At 64.2% G+C, this 26,304-nt stretch carries 22 protein-coding genes; 17 read left to right on the top strand and 5 right to left on the bottom strand.

The window, feature by feature from the left end; genetic code table 11:
* Nucleotides 1-65: 65 nt before the first annotated feature.
* From AC15MQ_RS11500 to AC15MQ_RS11540, 9 genes are all read left to right on the top strand, one after another.
* Nucleotides 66-269 carry a hypothetical protein gene (locus AC15MQ_RS11500; RefSeq protein ID WP_483080179.1) on the top strand — a complete coding sequence of 68 codons (204 nt, stop codon included), beginning with the start codon at nt 66-68 and terminating at the stop codon, nt 267-269.
* 817 nt (nt 270-1,086) lie between these two features.
* A complete protein-coding gene (locus AC15MQ_RS11505; RefSeq protein WP_483080180.1) occupies nt 1,087-2,661 on the top strand; it encodes an RNA-directed DNA polymerase in 1,575 nt (524 codons plus the stop codon).
* A gap of 76 nt (nt 2,662-2,737) precedes the next feature.
* Nucleotides 2,738-3,370 (top strand): LysE family translocator, encoded by a 633-nt coding sequence (locus AC15MQ_RS11510; protein WP_483080181.1) that lies wholly within the window; start codon nt 2,738-2,740, stop codon nt 3,368-3,370.
* Nucleotides 3,371-3,499: 129 nt separating this feature from the next.
* Nucleotides 3,500-5,167 (top strand): DUF262 domain-containing protein, encoded by a 1,668-nt coding sequence (locus AC15MQ_RS11515; protein ID WP_483080182.1) that lies wholly within the window; start codon nt 3,500-3,502, stop codon nt 5,165-5,167.
* Nucleotides 5,168-6,376: a type II toxin-antitoxin system HipA family toxin gene (locus AC15MQ_RS11520; RefSeq protein WP_287653518.1), complete on the top strand. Its 1,209-nt coding sequence runs from the start codon at nt 5,168-5,170 to the stop codon at nt 6,374-6,376.
* 140 nt (nt 6,377-6,516) lie between these two features.
* Nucleotides 6,517-6,723 (top strand): hypothetical protein, encoded by a 207-nt coding sequence (locus AC15MQ_RS11525; protein WP_287666238.1) that lies wholly within the window; start codon nt 6,517-6,519, stop codon nt 6,721-6,723.
* 41 nt (nt 6,724-6,764) lie between these two features.
* Nucleotides 6,765-7,283: a pyridoxamine 5'-phosphate oxidase family protein gene (locus AC15MQ_RS11530; protein ID WP_483080183.1), complete on the top strand. Its 519-nt coding sequence runs from the start codon at nt 6,765-6,767 to the stop codon at nt 7,281-7,283.
* Complete coding sequence (locus AC15MQ_RS11535) at nt 7,280-7,642, top strand: hypothetical protein (RefSeq protein WP_483080184.1); 363 nt, start codon at nt 7,280-7,282, stop codon at nt 7,640-7,642. Before AC15MQ_RS11530 ends, AC15MQ_RS11535 begins: the two co-directional genes overlap by 4 nt.
* Nucleotides 7,643-7,685: 43 nt before the next feature.
* Nucleotides 7,686-8,225 carry a hypothetical protein gene (locus AC15MQ_RS11540; protein WP_483080185.1) on the top strand — a complete coding sequence of 180 codons (540 nt, stop codon included), beginning with the start codon at nt 7,686-7,688 and terminating at the stop codon, nt 8,223-8,225.
* A 34-nt stretch (nt 8,226-8,259) separates the two neighbouring features.
* Here AC15MQ_RS11540 and AC15MQ_RS11545 read toward each other — a convergent pair whose 3' ends face one another.
* Complete coding sequence (locus AC15MQ_RS11545) at nt 8,260-9,888, bottom strand: caspase family protein (protein ID WP_483080186.1); 1,629 nt, start codon at nt 9,886-9,888, stop codon at nt 8,260-8,262.
* Nucleotides 9,889-10,158: 270 nt separating this feature from the next.
* The gene (locus AC15MQ_RS11550) at nt 10,159-11,640 is read right to left on the bottom strand and encodes a cobyric acid synthase (RefSeq protein ID WP_483080187.1); all 1,482 of its coding nucleotides are present in this window, start codon (nt 11,638-11,640) and stop codon (nt 10,159-10,161) included.
* A gap of 34 nt (nt 11,641-11,674) precedes the next feature.
* Between AC15MQ_RS11550 and cbiB the strand changes: the two genes are divergently transcribed.
* From cbiB to AC15MQ_RS11565, 3 genes are read left to right on the top strand one after another with little or no spacing between them, the layout of a single operon-like run.
* Nucleotides 11,675-12,640: an adenosylcobinamide-phosphate synthase CbiB gene (cbiB, locus tag AC15MQ_RS11555; protein WP_483080188.1), complete on the top strand. Its 966-nt coding sequence runs from the start codon at nt 11,675-11,677 to the stop codon at nt 12,638-12,640.
* Nucleotides 12,633-13,634, top strand: a complete 1,002-nt coding sequence (cobD, locus tag AC15MQ_RS11560; RefSeq protein WP_483080189.1) for a threonine-phosphate decarboxylase CobD — start codon at nt 12,633-12,635, stop codon at nt 13,632-13,634. The genes cbiB and cobD overlap by 8 nt, the downstream gene beginning before the upstream one ends.
* A 1-nt stretch (nt 13,635) precedes the next feature.
* The gene (locus tag AC15MQ_RS11565) at nt 13,636-14,532 is read left to right on the top strand and encodes a cobalamin-binding protein (RefSeq protein WP_350496422.1); all 897 of its coding nucleotides are present in this window, start codon (nt 13,636-13,638) and stop codon (nt 14,530-14,532) included.
* 213 nt (nt 14,533-14,745) lie between these two features.
* Here AC15MQ_RS11565 and AC15MQ_RS11570 read toward each other — a convergent pair whose 3' ends face one another.
* Nucleotides 14,746-15,393: a LysE family translocator gene (locus AC15MQ_RS11570; protein ID WP_483080190.1), complete on the bottom strand. Its 648-nt coding sequence runs from the start codon at nt 15,391-15,393 to the stop codon at nt 14,746-14,748.
* Nucleotides 15,394-16,357: 964 nt separating this feature from the next.
* Here AC15MQ_RS11570 and AC15MQ_RS11575 point away from each other — a divergent pair.
* Nucleotides 16,358-17,845, top strand: a complete 1,488-nt coding sequence (locus AC15MQ_RS11575) for an aminoacyl-histidine dipeptidase (RefSeq protein WP_483080191.1) — start codon at nt 16,358-16,360, stop codon at nt 17,843-17,845.
* A gap of 4 nt (nt 17,846-17,849) precedes the next feature.
* On the opposite strand, the gene fabI is transcribed toward AC15MQ_RS11575, so the two are convergent.
* On the bottom strand, nt 17,850-18,650 hold the full coding sequence (gene fabI, locus AC15MQ_RS11580) for an enoyl-ACP reductase FabI (protein ID WP_287655329.1): 801 nt from the start codon (nt 18,648-18,650) through the stop codon (nt 17,850-17,852).
* A 181-nt stretch (nt 18,651-18,831) separates the two neighbouring features.
* Here fabI and AC15MQ_RS11585 point away from each other — a divergent pair, with 181 nt between their 5' ends.
* From AC15MQ_RS11585 to AC15MQ_RS11600, 4 genes are all read left to right on the top strand, one after another.
* Complete coding sequence (locus tag AC15MQ_RS11585; protein ID WP_483080192.1) at nt 18,832-20,994, top strand: ABC transporter substrate-binding protein; 2,163 nt, start codon at nt 18,832-18,834, stop codon at nt 20,992-20,994.
* Nucleotides 20,995-21,103: 109 nt separating this feature from the next.
* Nucleotides 21,104-22,081 carry an ABC transporter permease gene (locus AC15MQ_RS11590; protein WP_287655332.1) on the top strand — a complete coding sequence of 326 codons (978 nt, stop codon included), beginning with the start codon at nt 21,104-21,106 and terminating at the stop codon, nt 22,079-22,081.
* A complete protein-coding gene (locus tag AC15MQ_RS11595; RefSeq protein ID WP_287666005.1) occupies nt 22,081-23,529 on the top strand; it encodes an ABC transporter permease in 1,449 nt (482 codons plus the stop codon). Before AC15MQ_RS11590 ends, AC15MQ_RS11595 begins: the two co-directional genes overlap by 1 nt.
* Nucleotides 23,526-25,541 carry an ABC transporter ATP-binding protein gene (locus tag AC15MQ_RS11600; protein WP_483080193.1) on the top strand — a complete coding sequence of 672 codons (2,016 nt, stop codon included), beginning with the start codon at nt 23,526-23,528 and terminating at the stop codon, nt 25,539-25,541. The genes AC15MQ_RS11595 and AC15MQ_RS11600 overlap by 4 nt, the downstream gene beginning before the upstream one ends.
* Before the next feature lie 61 nt (nt 25,542-25,602).
* Here AC15MQ_RS11600 and AC15MQ_RS11605 read toward each other — a convergent pair whose 3' ends face one another.
* Nucleotides 25,603-26,175 (bottom strand): LysM peptidoglycan-binding domain-containing protein, encoded by a 573-nt coding sequence (locus AC15MQ_RS11605; RefSeq protein ID WP_483080194.1) that lies wholly within the window; start codon nt 26,173-26,175, stop codon nt 25,603-25,605.
* Nucleotides 26,176-26,304 lie beyond the last annotated feature (129 nt).

Below are 26,304 nucleotides of genomic sequence, written 5' to 3' on the forward strand. Positions count from 1 at the left end.
GCGCGTGGTGACCGCGGCGCCTTATCGGCGGGCGCGGTCGCCGAGCGCGGTCGCCGAGCGCAGAGATGGGCGAGAGGTCCGAATCGCTGTGCCGCCAGACGCTGATGTTGCCCGGCCAGAATGCGCAGCTCATCCCGCCCGGTTACGACCTGGCCGAAGCGCAACACGATCTCGCCACCTGCGATCTGCTGCACTCGCGTTTCAGCCGCCTGCGGCAGTTGAACAGGAAGGCCGAAGACACCGAAATGGCCCTCGGAGCGACATCCTGATCGCCACCCTCGAAGGCTATGCGCTCGCCAAGGCCATCGGCAAGGGTGTCGGACTCGATGCACTCAAGGAAACCATGGCAACCCGTTTCAGTGGCCGCCGCCGGACAAGCAGGCCAGCCACCGAATGAACTGTCGGCGCGCCCGCCTGCTGCCACCCCGGTATCGGGGCGCATCACCGGACCCGGCAGGTTCGCGGACTCGCCTGCATTCCGCCACGGCGCGCGCCCGTTCCTCCGAACGACGCCGCCGTGCCGCCGAGGCACGCTGTCGTCGTTCGGAACTGCGCCAGCGTCGTCCGCAGATACGGCATTCCCTCGCTTGAACCACGAACGCGTCCCTTGGCGCAGCGATGTCGTTGTTCCGAAGAACAAACACCATCCCCCCGCGCAACGGCGTCGTTGCTCGCAGCAACGACTTTGCAGCACGAAGCTGCGTCACCATTTCTCCGAGCGACGACGGAGCAGCTTCGATCGACGAATCTGTTTTTCCTCACTGCTCAATCACCTCGCAGCGGGCGAGTGGTATCGGGATAAGAGATCAACGACAACCATCGGGCATCGGACGGAGAAGAAACTTGCCCAAGGCAGTCATCAAAGCGCTCCTGCTGCGTGCTACTGAGCTGTACTGCGTAGTGCCGATTTTCATGGAAATTTAGTACCATGCGGAAGCCGCAGACGGATCAATGAAAACCCGCAACCAGACGGCTTGCAGCGCGGTACGCGACGCCAAGCCAGAGAGTAGGCGGCAGCGGTATGTAGCAAAACTGCTCTCGATCACAAAGATTTCTTAAAATCTTTCCCAGACGCACGATATCTATATGAACACAGATCAGGCTTGCGCACTAAGTGTCGAACACCTTGCCGGCCATGGATGCAGCGACATCACTCGCGAATGCCTAGAGAATCAGTTAATCAGTCAATTCAAACAGGATTTTATTGCAGAAACGAAAGCCAAGATAAATAGGGGTGGCGTTTATGAAATGGGTTTTAAACCAATACAGTATATTCTTACTCCGAAGAACCGGTATGTCTTTGACTATCGTAAGGCGGCGATAATTGACCCACACTGCGTCGCGAAATATACGTCACTAGTACTGCTCGCGGCCGAGGATATTGAAAAGGCACGAATTCCAATATCTGAGAAGGTCGTTTTCTCAGCAAGGTTCCAGCCTAGCGGATCTGAATTGTTCAGTAAGGATGTGACCTATGCCACTTGGCGCGAAAGAGTTAAGGAACTTGCCAACGATTCGCAATGTACTTACGTTGTTCAATGTGATATAGCGTCCTTCTACGATCGGGTCAATCTGCATAGAATCGAGTCCACACTACTTGACATTGGCGTAAGTCAGGGGCTGGTCAAAAAAATAAATGACCTCTTGCTACTCTGGTCAAAGAAGGATAGCTACGGTATTCCGGTAGGAAATGCAGCAAGCAGAATACTCGCGGAAGCCGCGCTCATCGATATAGATCACTTCCTTCTGTCGGAAGGTATACGGTTCGTCAGGTATGTTGACGACTACCGTATATTTGCGCCGGACCTGATAACGGCACAGCGTTGGATGAACTCTCTGACAACGCGACTCTTTCGAGATGGCTTAATGCTGAATACGGGCAAGACAAAGCTATATCTTGCAAGAAAGGAAGACGAAGAAGCACAACACAAGCCTGAAGAAAGTCCGGAAACAATCATCAAGAAGGTGACGATGCTCACCGGTGGATACAACCGAATAGTTCGGACATTCTTCATGCCGTCTAGCGAGAGATATGAGGTCTTTCGCAGCGTAGATGTTACCAAGGAGATAGTTGTACTACGGTTGCAAGGAATACCTGAGTTTGAGGGTATCCAAAAGCTAATTATTTCATGCCTCGTGCAACAGAAATTTGATCAGCTTGAAGAGGTAGCAAAGTTATGCGGCGACTACCTTTATTCCCTTGACTACTTCGTTGATATGCTAAAGAAAAATGCAGATGTGATACCTGAAAAAAATCGAGCAGCGATCGCTGATTACTATACCAAAATGGTCACGTCTTCAGCCTTTGGTGCATTGGAGTGGCACCAGGCAACGCTTGCATCTCTTTTAAGCCATACCAAGTACTTTCGAAAACCCGCGTTGCTACAAATTATCAAGACACCGAACAAAGAGAGCGTTACCTATCCATCAATGATCGCGCTTGAGGGTCTAAAAGGTCGGCTTTCACGGGGTGAATTTAGAACCGTGCGAGAGTGGTTCGACCGTTGCGACGATTGGGAAAAGAGAAGAATAATCAGTGCGTCGGTAGCGTTACCAGTCGAAGAACGCAAAGCATGGGGAAAGGCAATGAAGCCAATGATTCAAAGCGACTTCTTTGGTGCAAAATTGGTTGATGAAATTGCGAAAGGCAATGAAATCTAACACTACCCTCCGACCTTCGAGCTCCGGACGCCCCTCACCTACGACGTTAGCCCTTATTCCATTCTCGGGAGACAACATGCCATTCGATGTTGCGGTATTGCCTTTTTTTCTTGTTGCGAGCCTGGTGCTTTTGGTTACCCCAGGCCCGGATGTGGCTTTCATTGTTGCGACCGGGGTTAGCGAAGGTCGCCGGCCGGCTCTCTGGGCGTCGCTGGGCATCGCGTTGGCCATGTTCGCGCATGCCGTGTTTGCTGCGGTCGGAGTAGCGGCCCTGGTTGCAACGTCATCCCTGGCGTTTGATACCATCCGCTACGGTGGCGCAGCGTATTTGGTTTATCTCGCCTTTCGATCTTTTCGGTCCAGTGCGTTTAAAGCCGGTGCGCAAGTTACGTCGCGTACGGCAGTAGCGAATTTTCGGCGCGGATTTCTGACGAATCTACTCAATCCAAAAGCGATTTTGTTCTCGGGCGTATTCCTTCCGCAGTTTGCGAATCCAGGCTACGGGCCAATATTTCTTCAAATCATTGCTCTGGGCGCGGTATTGGCATTGCTCGGGCTGATCTTTCAGTCGCTTCTATCAGTCGCCAGTGGTAGTTTGGGGCAATGGTTACTTGCGAGCTCAGGTCGTCAACAATTTCTGGAGCGGCTGATGGGGCTGGTTTTTCTGGGGCTGGCGGCGAGGTTACTCATGATGGAAAGAAGGGGGTAAGTGTCTCACTTCGGGAAAGCGGCCATAACAGCCACGCGGCGAATGCCTGACAAGCACCCGTCCGGAACTGAGCGTGCAGGAACGCAAGGCATGTGAAACAATCGCCCGCACCTGCCCACCACGACACCCATGACGATCACCGCCAAGCTTTCCGCCAGCACGCTGCTCGACAGCCGCCCGGAGGCGCGGACCTTCAGCGTCCAGGATCTGCTCGACGGGGTGGCGCGCGGCAGGGTGCGCATTCCCAGCTTCCCGCGCGGCCTCAAGTGGGACCGCATGCATGCCAAGCTCCTGCTGGAAAGCCTTTATCGCGGTTATCCGGTGGGGACGCTGCTGCTCTGGGAAACCGCAGCGCCGGCGGGCGAAGGGCGTATCGGATCGCTGACCCTGCCCGCTCCCCAGATGGAGAATGCGCTGTGGGTGGTCGATGGTCAGCAGCGAATCGTCTCGCTTGCCCGCATCCTGCTCGCTGCCGACCCGGACGCAGACGGCTTTGCCCTGTACTTCGACCTCGACACCGCCGACTTTGTCATTCCTCCGGTTACCGGCAAACGTCGCGATGACCCCTCGCGCTGGCTACCGATGACCGTCGTGCTGGATTCGGAAAAGCTGATGCAATGGCTGTTCGACCACGCCGCCGACCCCGGCAGTCGGCAAAGGCGTGACACGGCAATCCAGCTGGGGCGACGCATCCGCGAATACGAGATCCCCACTTACATTGTCCGCAGCGACGACCAGGCCATCCTGCGTGACATCTTCAACCGGATCAATTCGGCCGGCAAGTCGCTGGACGATGCGGACGTATTCGATGCACTCAATGGCGCGCGCTTTCAGAGCCGGCCATCGACGATCTCCGAGATTTCGTCCGAATTGGAAAAGCTGGAGTTCGGGCGAATCGAGGAAAGCATCCTGCACCGGCTGCTGCGCGTTCTGCTCGGGCTGTCGGTCGTGGAAGGCGCGCGCAGCGAACCACCACGCCTGGCTGACACGGAAGCCGAGGAGGCGTACCGGAGGACTGCGGCCACGGCCAGCCAGATCATCCTGTTCCTCAAGAGCGATGCGGGGATTCCGCATTACGACCTGCTGCCTTGCAAGCAGGCGTTCGTCGCCCTGGGCCGGTTCTTCCAGTTCCATCCCCACCCGACGCCGCGATCACGCGAACTGCTGGCACGCTGGATCTGGCGCGGCGCGCTGAAAGGCGCTCATCAGGGAAACACGGTATCGACACGCAAGGTCTTGGCGCGCATTCTCCCGGAGAGCGAGGAACGATCGGTAGACTGCATGCTGGAAATGGTCAAGGAAAGGCCATCGGTCCTACCCGACGCCGCCGATCGCTTCAATTTCCGCTTCGCGGCGAGCAAGCTGCTGGCCCTTGCCCTGCTCAGCCTCGAACCACGCAACCTGTTGACGGGTGACAGGCTGGCAGCAGGGCAACTCATGCGCCGGGTACCGTCAGTTCATGACTCGTCACCGCTGCTGCAGATTTTTTCTTCGGCACGCCCCGGCGAAAAAGAAGAATACCTGCAATCGGCGGCAAACCGGCTCTTCCATCCGCCGCACCAGGGAGGGATACGCCGCTTGCTGACCGGCATCACTGATCCCGGTCTCCTGCTGTCGCATGGCATCAGCACAGCCGCGCAACAGCGCCTGGTCGAGGGCGACAGCGCCGCTTTCCTGAAGCTGCGTGCGGAGTGGATTCGGCCGCGCGTGCAGTCGTTTTTCGATCGGCATGTCCGCTGGGACGAGTCCGATCGGCCGAGCATTGCGTCGCTGATTATCGACGACGAGGCGGGCTGAATGGCGCACCCTCTTGGCGTATGGCTCAACGAAATCCCCGTCGGTCAACTGAACCTGACGCGCAACGACGGTTGCGAGTTCAGGTTGTTCGAGTCGTACAGGAACGCTTATCCACGGCCGATCCTCGGACAACAGTTTCTCGACAATCCGGACCAGGTGCATTCCTCGCGACAGCGCACGCCGCCCTGGTTTTCCAACCTGCTGCCGGAAGGCCCCCTGCGTGAATTGATCGCCCGCCAGGCCGGGGTTTCGGTCTATCGCGAGTTCTTCCTTCTTCAGCACCTGGGAGAGGACTTGCCCGGTGCCGTGCGCATCGTGGCCGCCGAGGCGTTTCCGGAAACCTCAGGAGCAACTCTGCCGGCGACCGATAAACAACCGCGCGCGGACGACTGGCACTTCTCACTGGCAGGAGTGCAACTCAAGTTTTCGGCCCTGCGCGCAGGACGTGGAATGACCATCCCGGTCAGCGGTATCGGCGGCGACTGGGTCGTCAAGTTGCCGGACGCCCGCTTTCCGGATGTACCTGAGAACGAACAGGCAACGATGCGCTGGGCAGAGGCCAGCGGCATCACTATCCCGGAAATCCAGTTGGTTCCGGTGGCGGAGATTTCTGGCCTGCCACCGGAGGCCGCTACAGTCGCAGGGCAAACGGCTCTGGGCGTCCGCCGCTTTGACCGCCCGTTGGCAGGCAGGCGCGTGCACATCGAGGACTTCGCGCAGATTCTTGGCCTCTATCCCGAGCAGAAGTACGCCAGCTACAACTACGAAACGCTGGCCAACCTGGTCTACAAGCTCGCCGGAGAATCCGAACTGGACGAATTCATCCGGCGACTGGTTTTCGTCGTGGCTTCCGGCAACGGCGATGCGCACCTCAAGAACTGGAGCCTGATCTACACTGATGGTGTCAACGCCAGGCTTTCGCCCGCTTATGATTTCGTCTCGACGATTCAGTACCAGACCGACGACCAATTGGCGCTCAACCTCGCGCGCTCGAAACGTTGGCAGGACGTCACGCGCGAATCCTTCCTGCGCCTCGCGCGCAAGATTGGCGATGACGAGACACGGATGGCGGATCGTCTCGAACGCGCCCGGGAAGACATCATGACGGCATGGCACGCCTCGCGCGGCGACCTGGGTTACACCACACAGGCACGCGAGCGGATTTCGCATCACCTGGCACGCGTGCCGCTGTTCTCCGCCGGCGCCTGACACCGGCCCAGAGCAAAATAGGGGACGTACCACGGTTTTCTGAGCCAGGACTGCATTCATGAAGCGCAAAATCTACGTTGAAACATCCGTCATCAGCTAGCTGACTATCTGCACCCCGGAAGAACTTCCTGGAGAAGAAAATGTTGAATGACGAAATCGTCGATGAAGTACGAGCCATTCGAGATACCCACGCCGCCAGGTTTGGCTACGACGCGCGTGCAATATATGAAGACCTGAAGAAATCAGAGGCTGAGCATATTGCGGCTGGGCACCCATTTGTTTCTCCACCGTCTGCACCCCCAGTGCCCAACTCTTCATTGCAGCGGACTCGCTTCGGTCGCCGCTGAATCTGGCGTTGGGCATCGCAAATCCCACCATCGGAGCGCTTATGCTGTCGCCTGAAGTCCTGGAATACGCAACTCGCAGCGTACTTTGTTGGCTGGCAACTTCCGATGAAGCCGGTCAGCCCAACGTCTCTCCGAAGGAGATCTTTGCGGTCTTTGACTCTACCCATATCGTCATCGCAAATATCGCGTCGCCAAAAAGTGTGCGTAATGTTCTGGTCAACCCGCGCGTCTGTGTCAGCTTCGTTGATGTCTTCGTTCAGAAGGGTTTCAAAGTCATTGGCACGGCGCGGAACGTCTCCAGAAGTGCCAATGACTTCCCCCTATGGTCTGCACCGCTTGAGGCCAAGGCAGGGCCTCGGTTTCCGATCCACAGCGTACTTGTCGTCCAGGCCGCTGCAGTCGAACCAATCCTCGCACCCAGCTATCGGCTGTACCCTGGCGAAGTCACAGAACAGTCGCAGGTCGCGGCAGCCATGCAAAACTATGGTGTCATGCCGCGCAGCGATGCCTCGGAGAAAACGGCCATGAACCCGATGCACTCGACAGGCCCACGCCCATGAGGCGGTGCGCAAGGATGGTCGGCCTGGTGCTCGCCCTTGGCCTGATCGTGTTGATCGGCATCAGGTCGTATCCGTACTGGTCCCTCCCCTTTGCGAGCACGCCGGAGGAATTTTCCGAGGAGGCCTGGCGGGAGTCGAATCGGTTCTGTCGTCAGCTCATGGCACAGGACTTTCTGAATCGGCATGCCCCTGTCGCCATGCACCGCGATCAGGTCATGAAACTATTGGGGGAACCCGACATTCGGGATCCGAATGGCTTCCATTATTTCGTTGCGCTCACCGCCGGCGACTATATCCTGCTGAGCTTCGTCCCCGACGGGCAGGGCCGCATTCTGGAGGCGTATCTGCATCAAAGCTGACTCACCATGATCGATGGTGCCAGCAGTTTCAAGGAGAAAGTACATGCAACGAACTCACGGTGTCATCCTCGGCGGTCTCGTCGCCGCCTTCTTCGCGTTCCCGGCGCAGGCCCAGCCCGGCCCTGCCGGCATGGGTGGGGGAATGGGCGGCATGGGACCCGGCCCGCAGGCGACAGCGGTCGATTGCAGCAAGGCCGGCAACCCGCAACACTGTCTCGACCGGCAGCAGGCGCAGACCGCCTGCAAGGATCTGCGCGGACCAGCCCGGCAGGACTGCATGACCGACCACATGCCGCCGCCCGATTGCGGCAAATCTGCCGATCCCGCACGCTGCGCCGCCATGCAGTCGGCAAGAACCGCGTGCAAGGGCAAGTATGGCCCCGAACGGCAGGCCTGCCTGCAGGAAAACCCTGTGCCACCCCCATCGTCAGGGACCCGCGGCGGCGGGATGGGCCCCGGCAAGCAAGGGATGGGTCCAGGAATGGGTGGCATGGGTAGCATGGGAGGCATGGGAGGCATGGGCCCCTGCGGCGCCGCCGGGACGCCGCCCTGTCCACTTGCCCCGACGCCGGCCAAGCCCTGATCCGGGCCGCCGCCACGGCTTCCAGGCGGCCGACTCAGTAGGCCAACGGAGAAGGCGGCGGCTTGTCCACGGGCTCGGTGGCCATGGCGCGCGCCGGCGCGGGGCTCTCGCCGGCAACATGCTCGGTGAGTTCAACGCGCTCCGCGCTGACCACCGTGCCGCTCTTGCGGACGACGCTTTCCATCGCCAGCAGGCCGCGCATTCGCTCGGGGGCGACCCAGGCGCTGCGCTCGAGTTGCGCGCCGCTGGCGAGGTCGCTGCCACGGGCTTCGATGCGATAGCTGTCGAATGTGCCGGCGGGCAGGGTGATGCGCTCGCGCGCGGCGACGCGCAGGTCGAAACGCACGCCGACGGTCGCGCCGTCGGGCTGGGTGATGATGAACTGTGCGTGCCAGCGTTTGCCGAGCGCGTAGTCGTTGATGAAGAACTGGTAGGGCGTCCAGCGTTTGCCGTCGGGCGCCCGCACGTTGTTGCCGAAGAGATCGCTCACCTTGTTGCCGTCATTGAAGCGTACCTCGTCGCCGACGATGTCGAGGACACGGTCGGTCGTGCGTGCTTTCTCGGCCTGTGACAGGAGATCGACGGTGCGATAGGTGTAGCGCTCGCCGGGCAGGAAGGGGACCGCCGGACCACCGTAGGGCGCGACCTTGCCGGGGACGCACATTTCCGGGCCGAGCGGCGGCGGTGGCGCGGCATCGACGGGCTTTTCGCCGCGCTCGCGCAGCAGCAGGTCGAGCCGATGCTGCGCCAGTTCGGCGAACTTGCCGCTCGGCCGCTGACGAATGAACGCTTCCAGCGGCTCGGGCGTGTTCGTCGCACGCAGGACGTTCCAGGCCGCGAGATCGGCTTCGAACTCCCGCTGCTCGCGGGCGAGGTCGCGGCTGGCGTCGCCGACGAAGGCAAAATCGCCTTCCAGCGAAGTGCTTTCCCACGGGATCTGCGCTCCTTCGGAGGCCCGCCGAACGGCCAGGCGAACGCGCTTGAAGACATCCTCGACCGCCGCTCCGGGCACCTGCATTTCCTGCAGCAGGTGCCCGGTATATAGCCCATGCGCGCCGCTGCCGTCGCCGGCGGTATTGCCCGGCGCCGTGGCGTAGGCGAGCAGGGTGCCGGGCGGCGCGTCGAGCTGCGAAAGGCCGCGCTCGACGCTGCGGAAATTGCTGCCGAAGGGGTTGTCGCGGCAGGCGTCGAGGATCACCAGGTTGAGCGGATTGCGCGCGCGACCGAGACTCTCCAGCAACAGGCCGACGTCGACACCCTGTGCCGCGATGTCCGCCGGCCGATGGATGCGTGCGTCCACCGGCAACATGAAGTTGCGCCAGTTGAGCTGGACGCCGTGGCCGGCGTAATAGAAGACGCCGACGGCGCGGCTGTCTTCGGCCAGCGCATCGCCGAAGCCGCGGATCGCCTCCTGCAGTTCGCGCCGCGGCGCGTCGAGTTTGAGCGTCACGCGGAATCCCGCCGCGCGCAGACGCTCGGCGATCGCCCGGGCATCCCCGACGGGATTGTCGAGCGGCGCCTCACGGTAGGCCGCGTTGCCGATGACCAGGGCGATGCGCGTCGATGCCGGCGCGGGTGCCACGGCCAGTGCGGCGGCGGGGGCGAGCGCCAGCAGGCAGGCGCAGAGTGTGCTGGCGGCTTGGACCGGGCGGCGTGCTTGCATGGCTCCGTTCTCCTCCGTGAGGTTGTGCAAACGAGGCAGCGTCGGCACCGCCAGACGGCGATGGCCTGAAAACCCTGCTTCGGCGATGCCGGGGGCAAGCGTGCAATCCGTGCCGGCAGACCCGAGAGTATCTCCGGCGCTGCCGACGGCGGTCAATATGTGGGTTGCGACAAGCCGCCCGACGGTTGCACGGGCGAACCTGGCCTGTTTGCCAGGACGACGCTGCCGTAATCGGGAACAACCGGCGACCAGGTCGGTGACCGCGAGGGTTTACCGGCGTTCGTCGACGCCCGGCAGCCACTCGGCGAGGAGGCGCAGGTTCAGGTGTTGCTCGACGGCGTCGGCCAGGCGGTCGATGTCGTTTTCCCGGCGCTGGCGCGGATCGAAGTCCTCGGTCGGGCGGTGGCCGGCCCAGGCGAGCAGTGCGGTCAGCGCCGGCGGTGAATCGAACAAGCCGTGGCAGTAGGTGGCCAGAATCTGCCCGTCGTTGGACAGGGCGCCATCGGGCTGGCCGGCGAGGACTGCCGCCGGACTGGCCAGCGCCGCGCCGCGCGTGACGCCCATGTGGATGGTGTAGCCGTCGACCGCCGGCGATCCGGGCAGCAGCAACTCGCCGCTGACATTCTCCAGCGTCTTTTCCGCGGCCAGCTGCGTTTCGTAGTCGAGCCAGCCGAGGCCGGGCATGCTGCCCGCGACCCCTTCGAGTCCGAGCGGATCGTGCAGCGCGCGGCCGAGCATCTGCAGGCCGCCGCAGATGCCGATCAGCTTGCCGCCGTAGCGCAGGTGGCGACGGATGGCTTCCTCCCAGCCCTGCGCACGTAACCACGCGAGGTCGGCCTGTACCGCTTTCGAGCCCGGCAGCACGATCAGATCGCAGGCGGGTGGCGGGTCGTTTGGGCCGACGAAACGAAAATCGACTTCGGGGTGGAAGCGCAAGGGGTCGAGATCGCTGTGATTGGCGATCCGCGGATAGACCGGCGACACGACGCGCAGAACGGCCGCCGCCTTGTTTTCGGTCTGCCGTGGCAGGGCATCCTCGGCATCGAGGTAGAGGCCATGCAGATACGGCAGCACACCGAGAACCAGTTTGCCGGTGCGTTCTTCGAGCCAGGAGAGGCCACTCTCGAGCAGCCCGATGTCGCCACGAAAGCGGTTGATCACGAAACCCTTGACGCGCGCCTGCTCGGAGGCCGACAACAGATCGAGCGTGCCGCAGAAATGCGCGAAGACGCCGCCGCGATCGATGTCGGCGATCAGGATCACCGGGCAATCGACGGCCTCGGCAAAACCCATGTTGGCGATGTCGCGGTCGCGCAGGTTGATCTCTGCCGGGCTGCCGGCCCCTTCGACGAGCAGACACTCGTACTGCGCGCAGAGGCGTTGCCACGATTCGAGCACGGCGGCCATCGCCAGCGGCTTGTAGGCGTGATAGTCGAGCGCGTCGAGGTCGCGCAGCGCCTGGCCGTGGATGATCACCTGCGCGCGCTTGTCGGTGGCCGGCTTCAGCAGCACCGGATTGAAGTCGGAGTGCGCCGGCAGACCGGCGGCCAGCGCCTGCAGCGCCTGCGCACGGCCGATCTCGCCGCCATCGACGGTGACCGCCGAATTGAGCGCCATGTTCTGCGGCTTGAACGGCGCGACGCGTACGCCGCGGCGGTGCAGGATGCGGCACAAGGCGGTGACCAGCACGCTTTTGCCGGCGTCGGAAGTGCAGCCCTGAATCATCAGGCTGGGGGTGCGGTGCGCGTTCATCGTAGAATCCGGGTTTCGTGGCCCGGATTGTCGCATGCCCAACGTGTTTTCCTTCCCATTCCTTGCTGCCGGCATGCCGACGGCGCTGTCCCTGCCGCTGGCGGCGATTGCCGGAGCCGGGCTCGATCGTCTGCTCGGTGAGCCGCGGCGCTGGCACCCACTGGTGGGTTTCGGTGCGCTGGCGGCTGCCGTGGAAGGTGCTTTGAACGGTGGGGCGTCGCCTCGCCGGTGTTGCCTGCGTGGGTTGCTGGCCTGGGCTTTGCTGGTTCTGCCCCTGCCGCTGCTGGCGGTGTGGACAATTCCGTCCGGGTTGTCGGGCGCTCTGATCGACGCCGCCCTGCTGTATCTGGCGCTCGGCGCGCGCAGCCTCGGCGAACATGCCTGCCGGGTGGCCGACGATCTGGCGAGCGGCGATCTCGACGCGGCGCGCCGGCACGTCGGCTGGATGGTTTCGCGGCAGACCACTGATCTCGATGCTGCCGGTGTCGCCGGCGCCTGCATCGAATCGACCCTAGAGAACGGCAACGATGCGGTATTCGGCACGCTGTTCTGGTTTGCGCTATTCGGCGGAGCGGGGGCGCTGCTGTTCCGACTGGCGAATACGCTCGACGCGATGTGGGGGTATCGCGACCAGCGCTTTGCCGACTTCGGCTGGGCTGCCGCGCGTCTCGACGACCTGCTGAACGTTGTTCCCGCGCGTCTGACGGCCTTGTCGTACGCCCTTTGCGGCCGCGCGCGCGTTGCCCTGCGTTGCTGGCGGCGGCAGGCACCGCGCTGGAAGAGCCCGAACGCCGGCCCGGTGATGGCCGCGGGTGCCGGCAGTCTGGGCCTCCTGCTCGGCGGTGCGGCGGTATACCACGGCCGACTGGAGCCGCGGCCCGTGCTCGGCGAAGGCCGGCCGGCCGGCGGCCAGGACATTGCCCGCGCGCTGACCCTCGTTCGCCGCAGCCTTCTGCTGTGGCTGGCGGTGCCGCTGTGCTGGGGACTGCTGCGTGCTTGAACACGGCGGGCGCCTGCGCGCTGCCGCGCGGCGATATGCGGCTTCCGGCGCAGGCGATCCGGCGGCCTGGCTGGACCTCTCGACCGGCATCAATCCCTGCGCGTATCCCGTAGCGGCCATCGATCCGGCGTGCTGGCGGCGCCTTCCCGAAGACGATGACGGACTCGACGAGGTGGCTGCCGGCTACTACGGCAGCGCTCGCCTGCTCGCGCTCCCTGGCTCGCAAGCGGCGATCCAGTTGCTGCCGGCGCTGTTCAGGCCGGTGGTCGTCGCCTGCCTGACACCGACCTACGAAGAGCACACCCAGGCCTGGGAACGTGCGGGCCACAAGTTGCGCCGCTTGCCGCATGCGCCATTGGCGCGCGCACTGGCAGCAGCGACACCGATCATCGTGCTCTGCAATCCGAACAACCCGAACGGCCGGATCCTGCCGGCCAGCGACCTGCTCGACGCGGCTGAACGACTGCAGCGGCGGGGTGGCTGGCTGATTGTCGATGAAGCGTTTGCCGACCCCGAACCCGAGCATGCTCTGGCCGCGCTGGCCGGCGGCCCGCAGGCGCCGAATCTGATCGTCCTGCGCTCGCTGGGAAAGTTTTTCGGCCTGGCCGGTGCGCGCGTCGGTTTCGTCTTTGGTGCGCGGGACAAGCTCGAAGCCCTGCGCGAAGCGCTTGGTCCCTGGCCGCTCTCCGGCCCGGCCCGTGCCGCTGCCCGGCAGGCGCTGGCCGACCACGCCTGGCAGGCGCAGACACGTCGCGATCTGCGTGCCGCGGCGCAGCGGTTGGCGGCCCTGCTGGCGCCGTTCGGCGAAGTGACCGGCAGCGCGCTTTTTGCCAGTCTGGCCACGCCGCTGAGCCTTGCGCTCTTTGAACATCTGGCGCGGCAGGCCATCCTGACCCGGCATTTTGCGGCGCATGACCTGCTGCGCGTCGGCTTGCCGGGCGGCGAGAGCGAATGGCAGCGTCTGGGTGCGGCGCTGGCGAGCTGGAGTGCCTGAGATGCGCAAGGTGTGGTTCAGACTGCTCTGCGCCACCTGGCTGCTGGCTGCCGGCACGCCGGTCCGGGCCGAGGTGCGCGTGGTCGACGACAGCGGCGCGACGATCAGCCTTGCGCAGCCGGCCAAACGCATCATCAGCCTGGCGCCGCATCTGACCGAGACCCTGTTTGCGGCCGGTGCCGGCGAGCGCATCGTCGGCACCGTCGAATACAGCGAGTACCCGCCGGCGGCGAGCAGGATCGCGCGCGTCGGCGGCTATTCACGGGTCGACCTCGAACGCGTGGCGGCGTTGCGGCCGGAACTGATCATCGCCTGGCAGAGCGGCAACGCCGCCGCGCATCTCGACCGCCTGCGCGCCTTGCGAATCCCGATCTATCTCTCGCAGCTCAACCGCATCGAGGACGTGGCCAGCGAGATCGAGCGTCTGGGGGTGCTGGCCGGCAGCCCGGCGGTCGCCAATCACGCTGCCGATAGCTTTCGCCAACGGCTCGCTGCCCTGCAGAAGCGCTATGGCAGCCGTCCGCCGGTGCCGACCTTCTACCAGATCTGGAAACAGCCGCTGATGACCGTTGGCCGCCGGCAGATCATCTCCGACGTCATTCGCCTGTGTGGTGGCGACAATGTATTCGGCAAGCTGGAGACGATGGCGCCGACGGTGACCGTCGAAGCGGTGATCGCCGCCAACCCGGAAGCGATCGTCGCCAGCGGCATGGACGAAGCGCGGCCCGAGTGGCTCGATGACTGGCGACGCTGGTCCACGATCACCGCGGTCGCGCGCGGCAACCTGTTCTTCGTGCCGCCCGACCTGATCCAGCGCCACACGCCACGCCTGCTTGAAGGCGCCGAGCGTTTGTGCCAGCACCTCGAAACGGCACGCAGCCGCCGGCCGGCACCGTAACCAGGACCTCACCGGCGCTCGCTGGATTCTGGACGTCGCGGAAGCGGTGCTCCGCTTGCGCTCACTTCGTGCCAGCGGCGACTTCGAGGAGTAGATGGGCTTTCACCATCGCCAAGAGCGCCAGCGCAACTATCTGTCGGCACCCCAGAACAATGACATCAAGTCGGCCGCGTGATAGCCGAGAAACCGCGGCGCAATAGAGTCGCACCCAAACTACTTTACGCCGCGCGATCCGGCCAGGGCGGTGAACACCCCGAGGCCGATGAACGCGCTGCCGCCAAGCCGGCGCCCGACGCGGCGAACGCCGCCCGCACGCGCCAGCACGGGCGCCACCGCGCCGGCCGCCAGGGCATAAGCGCTGTCGGTCAGCGCGGCGATGGCCACGAAGAGCGCACCGAGCGCCATGCTCTGCAACACGGGCGACACCGCCGGGCTCAGGAACTGCGGCAGGAACGCGGCAAAGAAGAGCGTGGTCTTGGGGTTGAGCAGGGCGACGACAAAGCCGTCGCGGAAGATGCGCCCGAGCGTTGCAACTGCCGGCGCGGGTGCCGATGGCTCGGCGTGTGGCGTGCGCAACATCTGCACACCCAGATAGACCAGGTAAAGGGCGCCGGCGTATTTGACGATCGTGAACGCCAGCGAGGAAACCGCAAACAGGGCCGCGAGACCAACCGAAGCGGCCAGTGCGTTGCCGAGGTTGCCGAGCGCGACGCCGGCCACCGACACCAGCCCCGAACGGCGCCCCTGGACGATGCTGCGGGTAACGATGTAGAACACGCCCGGCCCAGGCGTCACCGCCAGCACCAGGCTGGCCATCACGAAGGCGGAGAACAGCGGCCACGGTGGGAAGAGACTGGTCATGGCGGCAACCCTTGGCAGGTACGGCGAATGGCGTTTGCTCGACGCGCCGAAAACGTTTGGTCCCGGCGCTGGCGAATCGCGGCGGTTAAACGTTGTTCGAATCGCCGTGTGCCGCCAGCACACTGAGATGGGCGTGCGATCGAGAGTTACCTTGCCTTGAACTCATAGGAACAGCGAGGGCTCTGCGCTTTAAACGGAGTTTCTATATTGCTTGGGTCATAGGACACAATGATTCCAGTATCTCTACAGCCGTCAAACGTGAAACTGGACTCAGTAATCTTGGCCTCTGATTTACATGCTCCACGGGCGTAGTTGTTGATGTCAACGACGATCTTCTCTCCCTCATCCCGAAAGGTAAGGTAAGAACGGCCCGAGGAACCCCCGCAATTCCAGTCGACATTGAAGCCGTTAGGATTAAGAGCGGCTTGTCTTGCGGATAGTGGAGCGCCTGCATTAGGCTGCCCTGGTTGCTGAGCATGAACTGATGTCACAGTCAGCGCAATCGCAAACGATATGGCAAAAGATACATTCAATTTTGTCTTCTCCTTGAAAACTTGTCTGAGGAATCAGGGCACTCCAGCTTCGCCAAAAATGAGTGGCGATCATCTGCCTACGAGAGTACCTCCGGTTTGACCGTTGGCTAATCACGGCAGACAAGCTTTATTTTACTGCATGGCCGCGACGATTTTGACGTGCCCCGAATTGACGGCGGCGACCAGCCTGGCGTACGCTGGTCATCCATCTAGTCAGGAGCCTTGATGAGGGAATTGTGGCTTGCGGACTACGCGTGGGCTGAACCGGAACTGCCACCCCGCTGACGCGTTCGGCGTGCCCTTGCGCAACCCGTTCAAGCTCGGCTATAACTGACGCCAAGCTCTGCGGGCACGGCACACACGGCATGGCATGCGACAAAGCGGTCGGACGCTCCGTCTTTCCAGCCGTATCAGGGAGGATCATCAACAGCATGACGCAAGCACCACTCGAAGCGGTTTTCTGCGGCCTGGAGCCGACGGCCGTCTGGGCACACTTCGCGACGCTGTGTCGCATTCCGCGCCAGTCGAAGGCGGAAGGGCGATTGCGCGATGAACTTCGGCAGTGGGCGCTCGCCAGGGGGCTGGTGACCCGCATTGATGCCGCCGGCAATCTGGTGATCCGCAAGCCGGCCAGTGCCGGCCGGGAGCAGGCACCGGCGGTCGTACTGCAGGCGCACCTGGACATGGTGTGCCAGAAGACCCCGGAGACGTCGCACGATTTTTCCCGCGACCCGATCCGGCCCGTGCGTCGGGACGGCTGGCTACTCGCCGAGGGCACGACGCTCGGCGCCGACAACGGCATCGGGGTGGCCCTGATCCTGGCGGTTCTGGAGGATGCGTCGCTGCCGCATGGGCCGCTTGAGGCGCTGCTGACGGTCGATGAGGAAGCCGGGATGGGCGGTGCCCGCGGGCTGCAGGGTGGTCTGTTGCAGGGGCGCCTGTTGCTCAACCTCGATACCGAGGAATGGGGCGAACTGTTCCTGGGCTGCGCCGGCGGGCTGGATGTCGACGTGCAGCGGGAAGGTCGACCGGCACCGTTGCCGGAGGGTTTCGAAGTCTGGCGGATCGAGCTGCATGGTTTGCGCGGTGGGCATTCGGGAGTCGACATCCACGCCGAGCGGGGCAACGCCATCAAGCTCCTGGTGCGTGTCCTGCAGGGACTGGAGCGTCGCTGGCCGCTGCGGCTGGCGGAACTCGGCGGTGGCTCGGCGCGCAATGCGCTGCCCCGCGAAGCCTCGGCAATCGTCGCGCTGCCGGCCGGGCAGGGCGATGCGCTGGCGGCAGGCCTGGCCGCGTGGCAGTCGTTGTTGCGCCAGGAATTGTGCGGCGTCGATGAAGGGCTGAGCATCCGCTGCACTCCCGCCGCAGCGCGACATCTGATGTCCGGCGCCGAGCAGGCGATCTGGCTGGCGTCGCTGCATGCCGCGCCACACGGTGTCCGGCGCCGCAGCCAGAAAGTTCCCGGCGTGGTCGAGACTTCCAACAACCTCGGCATCGTCGCGCTCACGCCGGCGCACGGGGCATGCCATTTCATGGTCCGTTCGCTGCTCGACAGCGGCAGCAGCGCGCTGGCCGACGAGATCGTCAGCCTCTTTGCCCTGTCGGGAACGCTGGCGGAGAAGGGCGGCCACTACCCGGGCTGGGAGCCGAATCCGGCGTCGCCGCTGCTGGCGCTGTGCCAGTCGGTCTACCGGCGCGAATACGGCGCCGAAGCCAGGGTGCAGGTGATCCACGCCGGCCTGGAGTGTGGCCTGATCGCCGCCAACTATCCGGATCTGGACATGCTCTCCTTCGGGCCGACCATACGCGGCGCGCACGCCCCCGGTGAAGGCGTCGAGATCGCGACGGTGGGGCACGCCTGGAAGTTGCTGAAGGCGATCCTCGCCGCGGTCGGTGCGCCCGCCAGCGGCGAGCGCTGAAGGTTCAGGCCGGCAGCGGGTCGGCGTTGCCGAGAGCGGTGGTGTTCAGTCCGCCATCGACGTACATGATCTCGCCGGTGATACCGCTGGCGAGGTCGGAGAGCATGAAGGCGGCGGCGTTGCCGACCTCGTCGATGGTGATGTTGCGGCGGAGCGGCGCGTTGTGCGCGTTATAGGCCAGCAGGCGGGAGAAGTTGCCGATGCCTGAAGCGGCCAGCGTCTTGATCGGGCCGGCGGAGATGGCGTTGGCGCGGATGCCCTGCGGACCCAGGCAGAACGCGAGGTAGCGCGTGGCCGCCTCCAGGCTGGCTTTGGCCAGGCCCATGGTGTTGTAGTTGGGCATGGTGCGCTCGGCGCCGAGGTACGAGAGTGCGAGCAGCGCCGGATTGCGGCCCTTCAGCAGCAGCGGGCGGGCGGCCTTGGCCAGCGCCGGGTAGCTGTAGGAAGAGACGTCATGCGCGATGCGGAAGGCGTCGCGCGAGATACCGTCGAGAAAGTCGCCTTCGATGGCTTCGCTGGGCGCGTAGGCGATGGAATGTACCAGGCCTTCAAGACCGTCCCAGTGTTCGCCGAGTTCTGCGAACAGCCGCTCGATTTCGGCGTCCTCGGCGACGTCACACGGGTAGATCAGCGTGCTGTCGAATTCCTTGGCAAACTTGGCGAGGCGATCCTTGAAACGCTCGTTCTGATAGGTAAAAGCCAGTTGCGCACCTTCCCGGTGGCAGGCCCTGGCGATGCCGTAGGCGATCGAGTGCTTCGACAGCACGCCGGTGATCAGGATGCGCTTGTCTGCGAGGAATCCCATGGGTTCTCCGTAACGAAAATGGGCTGGTGTTGAAGTATCTGGTGTGGACCAGCTTAACCCCAGCATTATAAAGGATTCGATCGGCGCCTCGACGATCGTTGTCACGCCCGCGCGTACCTGCCGAAAGCCAGGGCATCGCCACCGGACCAAAACCGCCGAACTTCGCGCTACACTGCCGCCCATGCTCGTTTTTCGTCTCGTCTTCCTGTCGCTGCTGCTCCTGCTGACTGCCTGCGGGAGCGAGCAGAACGATCCGTACCCGAGCGCCGAGCGCGGCAGGAACATCCTCTACGCCGCCTTTTCCGAGCGTCCCAAGCATCTCGACCCGGTGCAGTCGTACACCGAGGACGAAATCACCTTCACCGCGCAGGTGTACGAGCCACCGCTGCAATACCATTACCTGCAGCGGCCCTATACGCTGATCCCCCTGACCAGCGAGGCGGTGCCGGTGCCGCGCTACTACGACGTGCAAGGCCGCGAACTGTCTGCCGACGCGCCGGTTGCCGAAATCGCGCACAGTGTCTACGAGATTCGCATTCGTCCGGGCATCCGCTACCAGCCGCATCCGGCTTTTGCCGGTGACGCCGGTGCGCCGCCCGGCGAGGGGTCCGGCCAGCGCGAGGCGCTGCGCGGCATCGAGACGATCGCCGATTTTGCGCGCACCGGCAGCCGCGAGCTGATCGCCGACGACTACATCTACGAGATCAAGCGCCTCGCACATCCCCGCCTGCACTCGCCGATCTTCAGCATGATGGCCGAGCGCATCGTCGGCCTGCGCGAACTCGGCACGGCGCTGCAGGCGGCTGCCAGGGACCTGCCGCCCGGCGACTGGCTGGATCTCGACCGCTTCCCGCTCAGCGGCGTGACGCGCGTCGACCGCTACACGTATCGCATCACGCTGCGCGGCAAGTATCCACAGTTCGTGTACTGGCTGGCGATGCCCTTCTTCGCCCCGGTGCCGCGCGAGGTCGACCGCTTCTACCACCAGCCCGGGATGGCCGCGAAGAACCTGACGCTTGACTGGTATCCGGTGGGTACCGGTCCGTTCATGCTCACCCAGAACAATCCCAACAGCCGCATGGTTCTCGAACGTAATCCGAACTTCCACGGCGAGACTTATCCCTGCCACGGCGAGCCCGAAGACCAGGCGGACGGGCTGCTGGCCGACTGCGGCCAGTCGCTGCCGTTCATCGACAAGGCGGTCTTCTCGCGCGAGAAGGAGAGCATTCCGTACTGGAACAAGTTCCTGCAGGGCTACTACGATGCCTCGGGAATTTCCTCCGACAGTTTCGATCAGGCGGTACGGCTCGGCGTCGGCGGTGACGTGCAGTTGACCGACGAGATGCGCGCGAAGGGGATTCGCCTGTTGACCAGTGTGCGCGCGTCGATCTTCTACATGGGCTTCAACATGCTCGATCCGGTCGTCGGCGGCCTGGCGGAACAACCGACCAGGCTGCGGCAAGCGCTGTCGATCGCCATCGACCAGGAGGAGTTCATCTCGATCTTCATGAATGGGCGCGGCATCGCCGCTTCGAGCCCGCTGCCGCCGGGCATCTTCGGCTATCTCGAAGGGGCCGCGGGCAGCAATCCGGTGGTCTATGACTGGGTCGATGGACAGGCGCGGCGCAAGCCGCTGGCGGTCGCCAAGCAACTGCTGGCCGAAGCCGGCTGGCCGAATGGGCGGCATGCCACGACCGGTGAGCCGCTGGTCCTGAACCTCGACACCACCAGCGGCGGCATGGGCGACAAGTCGCGGCTGGACTGGCTGACGCGCCAGTTCGCCAAGCTCGACATCCAGCTGGTGGTCCGCTCGACCGACTTCAACCGCTTCCAGGACAAGGTCCGCAAGGGCGCGGTGCAGCTCTACTATCTCGGCTGGAACGCCGACTATCCCGATCCGGAGAACTTCCTGTTCCTGCTCGCCGGTCCTGAAGGCAAGGTGGCCAAGGGTGGGGAAAACGCCTCCAACTACGCCAATCCGGAATTCGACCGGCTCTTCGAGCAGATGAAGAACATGGAGAGCGAAGGTCCGCGCGGCGTCGATCGCCTGGCGATCATCCGTCAGGCGATCACGCTGCTGCAGCATGATGCGCCGTGGATCTACGGTTTTCATCCGACGAGCTATACGCTGAGCCATGTCTGGCTGCGCAACCGCAAGCCGACCGAGGTGGGGCACAACATTCTCAAGTACCAGCGCATCAACGTCGCCGAGCGGCAGCGCTTGCGGCAGGAATGGAATCGGCCGGTGCTCTGGCCGCTGGCGGCGGCGGCGGCGCTGCTCGTGGCGGTGATCCTGCCGGCGGCGATTGCCTATCGTCGCCGCGAGCGCAGCACGGCCCGCTGATGCGCTCGCCGATCCTCGATCGTGTGGCGTCGCCTCGGGATGCGCTGCGGCACGATCTGTTGCATGCGGCAGCCGCCCCCGGGCAAGCGTTGAGGTATATTCGCCAACCATGCTAGCCTACCTCGTCCGTCGCCTGCTCTACGCGCTACCGATCCTGATCGGCGTGAACCTGATCACCTTCGCGCTGTTTTTCGTGGTCAACACGCCGGACGACATGGCGCGCATGCAGCTCGGCGTCAAGCGTGTGACGCCGGAAGCGATCGCCCGCTGGAAAAGCGAACGCGGTTACGACAAGCCATTGTTCATCAACCAGTCGGCTGCCGGCAGCGCCATGCTCACCGATACCATTTTCTTTGCCAAATCGGCGCGCATGTTCGCCGGCGATTTCGGGCGCGCCGAAGACGGGCGCGACATCGCCAGGGAGATTGCGTCGCGGATGGGGCCTTCGCTGGCCATTGCGCTGCCGACCTTCCTCCTCGGCCTGCTGGTGACCATCTCGTTGGCCCTGCTGCTGACCTTCTTTCGCGCCAGTTATCTCGACTTCTGGGGCGTCGTGCTGTGCGTGGCGATGATGTCGATCTCCGGCCTGTTCTACATCATCGGTGGCCAGTATCTGGTCAGCAAGATCTGGAAGCTGGTGCCGATCTCGGGCTATGGCGGCGGCCTCGATGCCTGGAAGTTCCTGATCCTGCCGGTGGCCATCGGCGTCGTCTCGGGCATCGGTTCTTCGACGCGCTGGTATCGCACGATCTTCCTTGAGGAAGTTTCGCGCGACTATGTCCGCACCGCGCGCGCCAAGGGGCTTTCCGAGGTGACCGTACTGTTTCGGCACGTCCTGCGCAATGCGCTGATTCCGATCCTGACCGGCGTCGTGGTCGTCATTCCACTGCTGTTCATGGGCTCGCTGCTCACCGAGTCGTTCTTCGGCATCCCCGGACTGGGCAGTTACACCATCGACGCGATCAATGCCCAGGACTTCGCCGTCGTGCGTGCGATGGTCTTCATCGGCTCGGTGCTGTACATCGTCGGACTGATCCTCACCGATCTTTCCTACACTTTTGTCGACCCGCGGATTCGCTTCAACTGATGGATTTCCTTCCGGTCATTCTCTGGTCCGATGTCCTGATCTGGATGCTGGTGGTCGGCGTGCTCGGGAGCGGCTGGCTGTCGGCGAGCAATCCGCTGCTGCGCGCCGCCTGGCGGCGAGTCGGCCGCAGTCGCGCCGGGATGGCGTCGGCGACGATCCTGCTGGCCTTCGTCTGCGTCGGGCTACTTGATTCGATCCACTATCGGCCGCGCCTCGAAGCCGCGGCAGTGCCGGGCGTCGCCCCCGACGGGCAGCCGCCGGTGGCCTATGCCGTCGAGGTGTTGTCGGTGCTCGACGGCCTGCTGAGCTCGCTGCGCACGCGTACCGAGAAGACCTATTCCGAACCGCTGGCGACGCGTGCCTACGCCAAGGAATCGATCGAGACGCGTACTGCCGACGGCGAGCTTCGTCAAGTGCGCGAGTACCCGCGCCTGAAGCATGCCGGCACCCATCTGGGTGCCGACGAGGCACGGCGTGATGCCGATGTCGGCATGCGCCTGCTGTGCGCGCTCGGACTGGCGCTCCTCGTCTGGTGGGCGCTGGCGGCGGCAACAGCGGCCGCCCTGGCACGCGCCGAAGCCTGTTCGCATCTCGCGGCGTGGCGGCGCATCTGGCGCAACGAAAGCGATTTTGCGTGCAATGCGGTGCTCGCCGCGCTCGGCCTGCTGTTGCTGTTCGCCTTGCCGTTGCTGATCCTCGCGGCCGATTACCACGTTCTCGGCACCGACAAGGTCGGCCAGGACGTGCTCTATCAGGTGCTCAAGAGCGTGCGCACGGCGCTGGTCATCGGCCTGGTGACGACGCTGGTGATGTTGCCGCTGTCGATCTTCCTGGGGGTGCTGGCCGGCTACTTCCGGGGCTGGGTCGATGACCTGATCCAGTATCTGTATACGACGCTGAGTTCGATCCCGGGCGTGCTGCTGATCGCCGCCGCCGTGCTGATGATGCAGGTGCTGATCGACACACATCCGGAATGGTTCGCCACCGCCGCCGAGCGTGCCGACATGCGCCTGCTGGCGCTGTGCTGCATCCTCGGGGTGACCAGCTGGACCGGTCTGTGTCGCTTGTTGCGCGGCGAGACGCTGAAGCTCCGTGAACTCGAGTACATCCAGGCGGCGCAGGCTTTCGGTGTCTCCGACCTGCGGATCATCGCCCGCCACATCCTGCCCAACCTGATGCATATCGTGATCATCGCCCTGGTGATGGATTTTTCGAGCCTGGTGCTGGCCGAAGCGGTGTTGTCCTATGTCGGCATCGGGGTCGATCCGACGATGATCAGCTTCGGCACGATGATCAACAATGCACGCATGGAACTGGCCCGCGAACCGATGGTGTGGTGGTCGCTGGCCGCCGCTTTCGTCTTCATGTTCATCCTGGTCCTGGCCGCGAACCTGTTGGCCGACGCCGTACGCGACGCTTTCGATCCACGCCTGGTGGGGTCGGCATGAACCGGGAGGGAGAAGCCGTGCTGCTCGACGTCCGCGATCTGCGGATCGCTTTTGCCAGCGGGCGTTCGCTGCTCGCGGCGGTCGACGGGATCAGTTTCGAGGTCGCCGCCGGCGAGACGCTGGCGCTGCTCGGCGAGTCCGGTTGCGGCAAGTCGGCGACGGCGCTGGGCCTGCTCCGCCTGTTGCCGGCGGCCGGGCGGATGCTCGGCGGCGAAGTGCGTTTCGCCGGCCGCGATCTTCTGCACCTGCCTGAAGCCGAGATGCGCGCCGTGCGCGGTGGCGGCATGGCGATGATCTTTCAGGAGCCGGCGACCAGCCTCAATCCGGTGCTCACCGTCGGTCGGCAGCTTGCCGAAGTGCTCGAAAGGCACCTCGGCCTGGCCGGGCCGGCGGTGCGCGCGCGTTCGCTCGAACTGCTGACGGCAGTGGGGCTGGCCGATCCGGAACGGCGGCTCGGCGAATATCCCTTCCAGCTTTCCGGCGGCATGAAACAGCGGGTGATGATCGCCATCGCGCTGGCCGGCAATCCGCGTCTGCTGATTGCCGACGAACCGACGACCGCCCTCGACGTCACCATCCAGGCGCAGATTCTGGAACTTCTGCGGCGCCTGCAGGGCGAGCGCGCGACGGGCATGCTGCTGATCACCCACGACCTGGGCGTCGTCGCGCAGATGGCCACCCGGGTGGGCGTGATGTATGCGGGGCAGATCGTCGAAGAGGCGCCACGCGCGGCCTTTTTCTCGTCGCCGCGCCATCCCTATACGCAGATGCTGTTCGCCGCACTGCCCGATCTGGCACGGCGTGGCGGCCGGCTGGAGACGATTCCCGGACAGGTGCCGCCATTGTCGCAGATGCCGCGCGCCTGCCGCTTTGCGGCGCGCTGTCCGCATGCCTGGGAACTCTGTCGCCAGGAAGCACCGCCGTGGCAGCAGGTGGCCGTCGCTCACCGCGTCCGCTGTCACCTCAATGGCGGCTCGGGCGCGGGCCATGCGCCCGACGTCCCCGATGCCACGCTTGTGGTCATCGCGGCGGCTGTGGCGGCGCCGGCAACGCCGGTGCTCGCGGTGGAAAACCTGTGCGTGCATTTTCCGATTCGCCGCGGCATCCTGCAGCGTACCGTCGGCAGCGTGCGCGCCGTCGATGGCGTGTCGCTCGAACTCGCGCGTGGCCGCACGCTGGCGCTGGTCGGCGAATCGGGTTGCGGCAAGACCACGGTCGGCAAGGCGATCCTGCAACTGCTGCCCGCCACTGCGGGGCGGGTGGAAGTGTTGGGGCAGGTGCTCGGTGGTCAGTCGCGGCGCGCGCTGCAGCCGCTTCGCCAGCGCATGCAGATGATTTTCCAGGATCCTTTCGCCTCGCTGAACCCGCGCATGGCGGTGGGCGAGATCATTGGCGAGGGCCTGCGCGCCTTGCGGGTGCATTCGCCAGAGGGCAGTGGCGCGGCGATCGCCGCCGTGCTGCTACAGGTGGGCCTTGACGCGGAGGCTGCCGGGCGCTATCCGCATGAGTTCTCGGGTGGTCAGCGGCAGCGCATCGCGATTGCGCGGGCGCTGGCGGTGCAGCCGGATCTGGTGATCTGTGACGAGCCGACCTCGGCCCTCGACGTTTCGGTGCAGGCCCAGATTCTGAATCTGCTGGCCAGCCTGCAGGCCGATCTCGGGCTGGCCTACCTGTTCATCACCCACAACTTTGCCGTGGTCGACCACCTGGCGCATGCGGTGGCGGTGATGTATCTGGGCCGGATCGTCGAGCAGGGGACGGTCGACGAAGTCCTGCGTTCGCCGCAGCACCCCTATACGCGCGCCCTGTTGTCGGCGGTCCCCAGCCCGCACCTCGATGCGCAGCCGGAGTTCATCCGTCTGCCGGGTGAAACTCCCTCGCCGGCCAGACCGCCCACCGGTTGCCATTTTCATCCGCGTTGCCGGCAGGCCATCGCCGCCTGCAGCGCACGTTATCCCGAGACGACCAGCGTGTCGACGACGCACAGCGTGCGTTGCCACCTGTACGGCTAGCTTCGCGCGCAGCAAAACGCCGCCCGCAGGCGGCGTTTTTCTGGTTGAAGCGCTGTGTGCCCTAGAGCGTGTTCTGCACGAGTTGAATGGTCAGCGTCTGCCCCGGCTTGATGTCGTTGCTCTGGATGCGGTTCCAGCGCAGCAGGTCATCTTTCTCGACCTTGAACTGCCTGGCGATCGACACCAGTGTGTCGCCACGGCGAATCGTGTATTGCGCCAGCTTGGCCGGTTTTCTGGCGCCCTGGTGCGCGCGTTCGTTTGCCGATTCGTCGGCTTTCCTGGCGGCCGGCCTGGTTTCCGTCTTGGCCAGGAGCTGGCGGCTGTCGGACCCCTTGCCCTGCCGGCTCTCGACCTCGGCCACGTCGATGCGCGCCCGCGCCGGCGGCAGCTTGCTGGCCGTTTCGGGTGCCGCGACGGCGAGTTTGGTTCCGGCGTTGACCTGGTCGGCACGCAGTTTGTTGGCCTGCTTCAGCTCGGCCACCGTCATGCCGTAGCGGCTGGCGACCTGGGCCAGCGTCTCGCCCTTGCGTACGCTGTGCGTCGTGCTGCTGTTCGCGGTCTCGCCGCGCGGCTCGGCGTGCTTGCCGGCATCGCTACTACGGCGTACTGGCGCCCAACGAACCGCTACGCGCACAGGTCACCGCGCTTGCCGGCGTGCCAGACAGTCCGACCACGCCGCTTGTTACAGCGACGGAGACTGAGCCAATCGCGGCGCGAATCACCGCCCCAGGCGCGTCGTCCCACAGCGAGGAGCAGGCAGAGG

Source organism: Candidatus Accumulibacter propinquus (assembly GCF_056856495.1).

Coding starts and splice junctions, on each gene's coding strand:
- AC15MQ_RS11500 (WP_483080179.1), top strand. CDS start 66: ATGGGCGAGAGGTCCGAATCGCTGTGCCGCCAGACGCTGATGTTGCCC.
- AC15MQ_RS11505 (WP_483080180.1), top strand. CDS start 1,087: ATGAACACAGATCAGGCTTGCGCACTAAGTGTCGAACACCTTGCCGGC.
- AC15MQ_RS11510 (WP_483080181.1), top strand. CDS start 2,738: ATGCCATTCGATGTTGCGGTATTGCCTTTTTTTCTTGTTGCGAGCCTG.
- AC15MQ_RS11515 (WP_483080182.1), top strand. CDS start 3,500: ATGACGATCACCGCCAAGCTTTCCGCCAGCACGCTGCTCGACAGCCGC.
- AC15MQ_RS11520 (WP_287653518.1), top strand. CDS start 5,168: ATGGCGCACCCTCTTGGCGTATGGCTCAACGAAATCCCCGTCGGTCAA.
- AC15MQ_RS11525 (WP_287666238.1), top strand. CDS start 6,517: ATGTTGAATGACGAAATCGTCGATGAAGTACGAGCCATTCGAGATACC.
- AC15MQ_RS11530 (WP_483080183.1), top strand. CDS start 6,765: ATGCTGTCGCCTGAAGTCCTGGAATACGCAACTCGCAGCGTACTTTGT.
- AC15MQ_RS11535 (WP_483080184.1), top strand. CDS start 7,280: ATGAGGCGGTGCGCAAGGATGGTCGGCCTGGTGCTCGCCCTTGGCCTG.
- AC15MQ_RS11540 (WP_483080185.1), top strand. CDS start 7,686: ATGCAACGAACTCACGGTGTCATCCTCGGCGGTCTCGTCGCCGCCTTC.
- AC15MQ_RS11545 (WP_483080186.1), bottom strand. CDS start 9,888: ATGCAAGCACGCCGCCCGGTCCAAGCCGCCAGCACACTCTGCGCCTGC.
- AC15MQ_RS11550 (WP_483080187.1), bottom strand. CDS start 11,640: ATGAACGCGCACCGCACCCCCAGCCTGATGATTCAGGGCTGCACTTCC.
- cbiB (WP_483080188.1), top strand. CDS start 11,675: ATGCCCAACGTGTTTTCCTTCCCATTCCTTGCTGCCGGCATGCCGACG.
- AC15MQ_RS11565 (WP_350496422.1), top strand. CDS start 13,636: ATGCGCAAGGTGTGGTTCAGACTGCTCTGCGCCACCTGGCTGCTGGCT.
- AC15MQ_RS11570 (WP_483080190.1), bottom strand. CDS start 15,393: ATGACCAGTCTCTTCCCACCGTGGCCGCTGTTCTCCGCCTTCGTGATG.
- AC15MQ_RS11575 (WP_483080191.1), top strand. CDS start 16,358: ATGACGCAAGCACCACTCGAAGCGGTTTTCTGCGGCCTGGAGCCGACG.
- fabI (WP_287655329.1), bottom strand. CDS start 18,650: ATGGGATTCCTCGCAGACAAGCGCATCCTGATCACCGGCGTGCTGTCG.
- AC15MQ_RS11585 (WP_483080192.1), top strand. CDS start 18,832: ATGCTCGTTTTTCGTCTCGTCTTCCTGTCGCTGCTGCTCCTGCTGACT.
- AC15MQ_RS11590 (WP_287655332.1), top strand. CDS start 21,104: ATGCTAGCCTACCTCGTCCGTCGCCTGCTCTACGCGCTACCGATCCTG.
- AC15MQ_RS11595 (WP_287666005.1), top strand. CDS start 22,081: ATGGATTTCCTTCCGGTCATTCTCTGGTCCGATGTCCTGATCTGGATG.
- AC15MQ_RS11600 (WP_483080193.1), top strand. CDS start 23,526: ATGAACCGGGAGGGAGAAGCCGTGCTGCTCGACGTCCGCGATCTGCGG.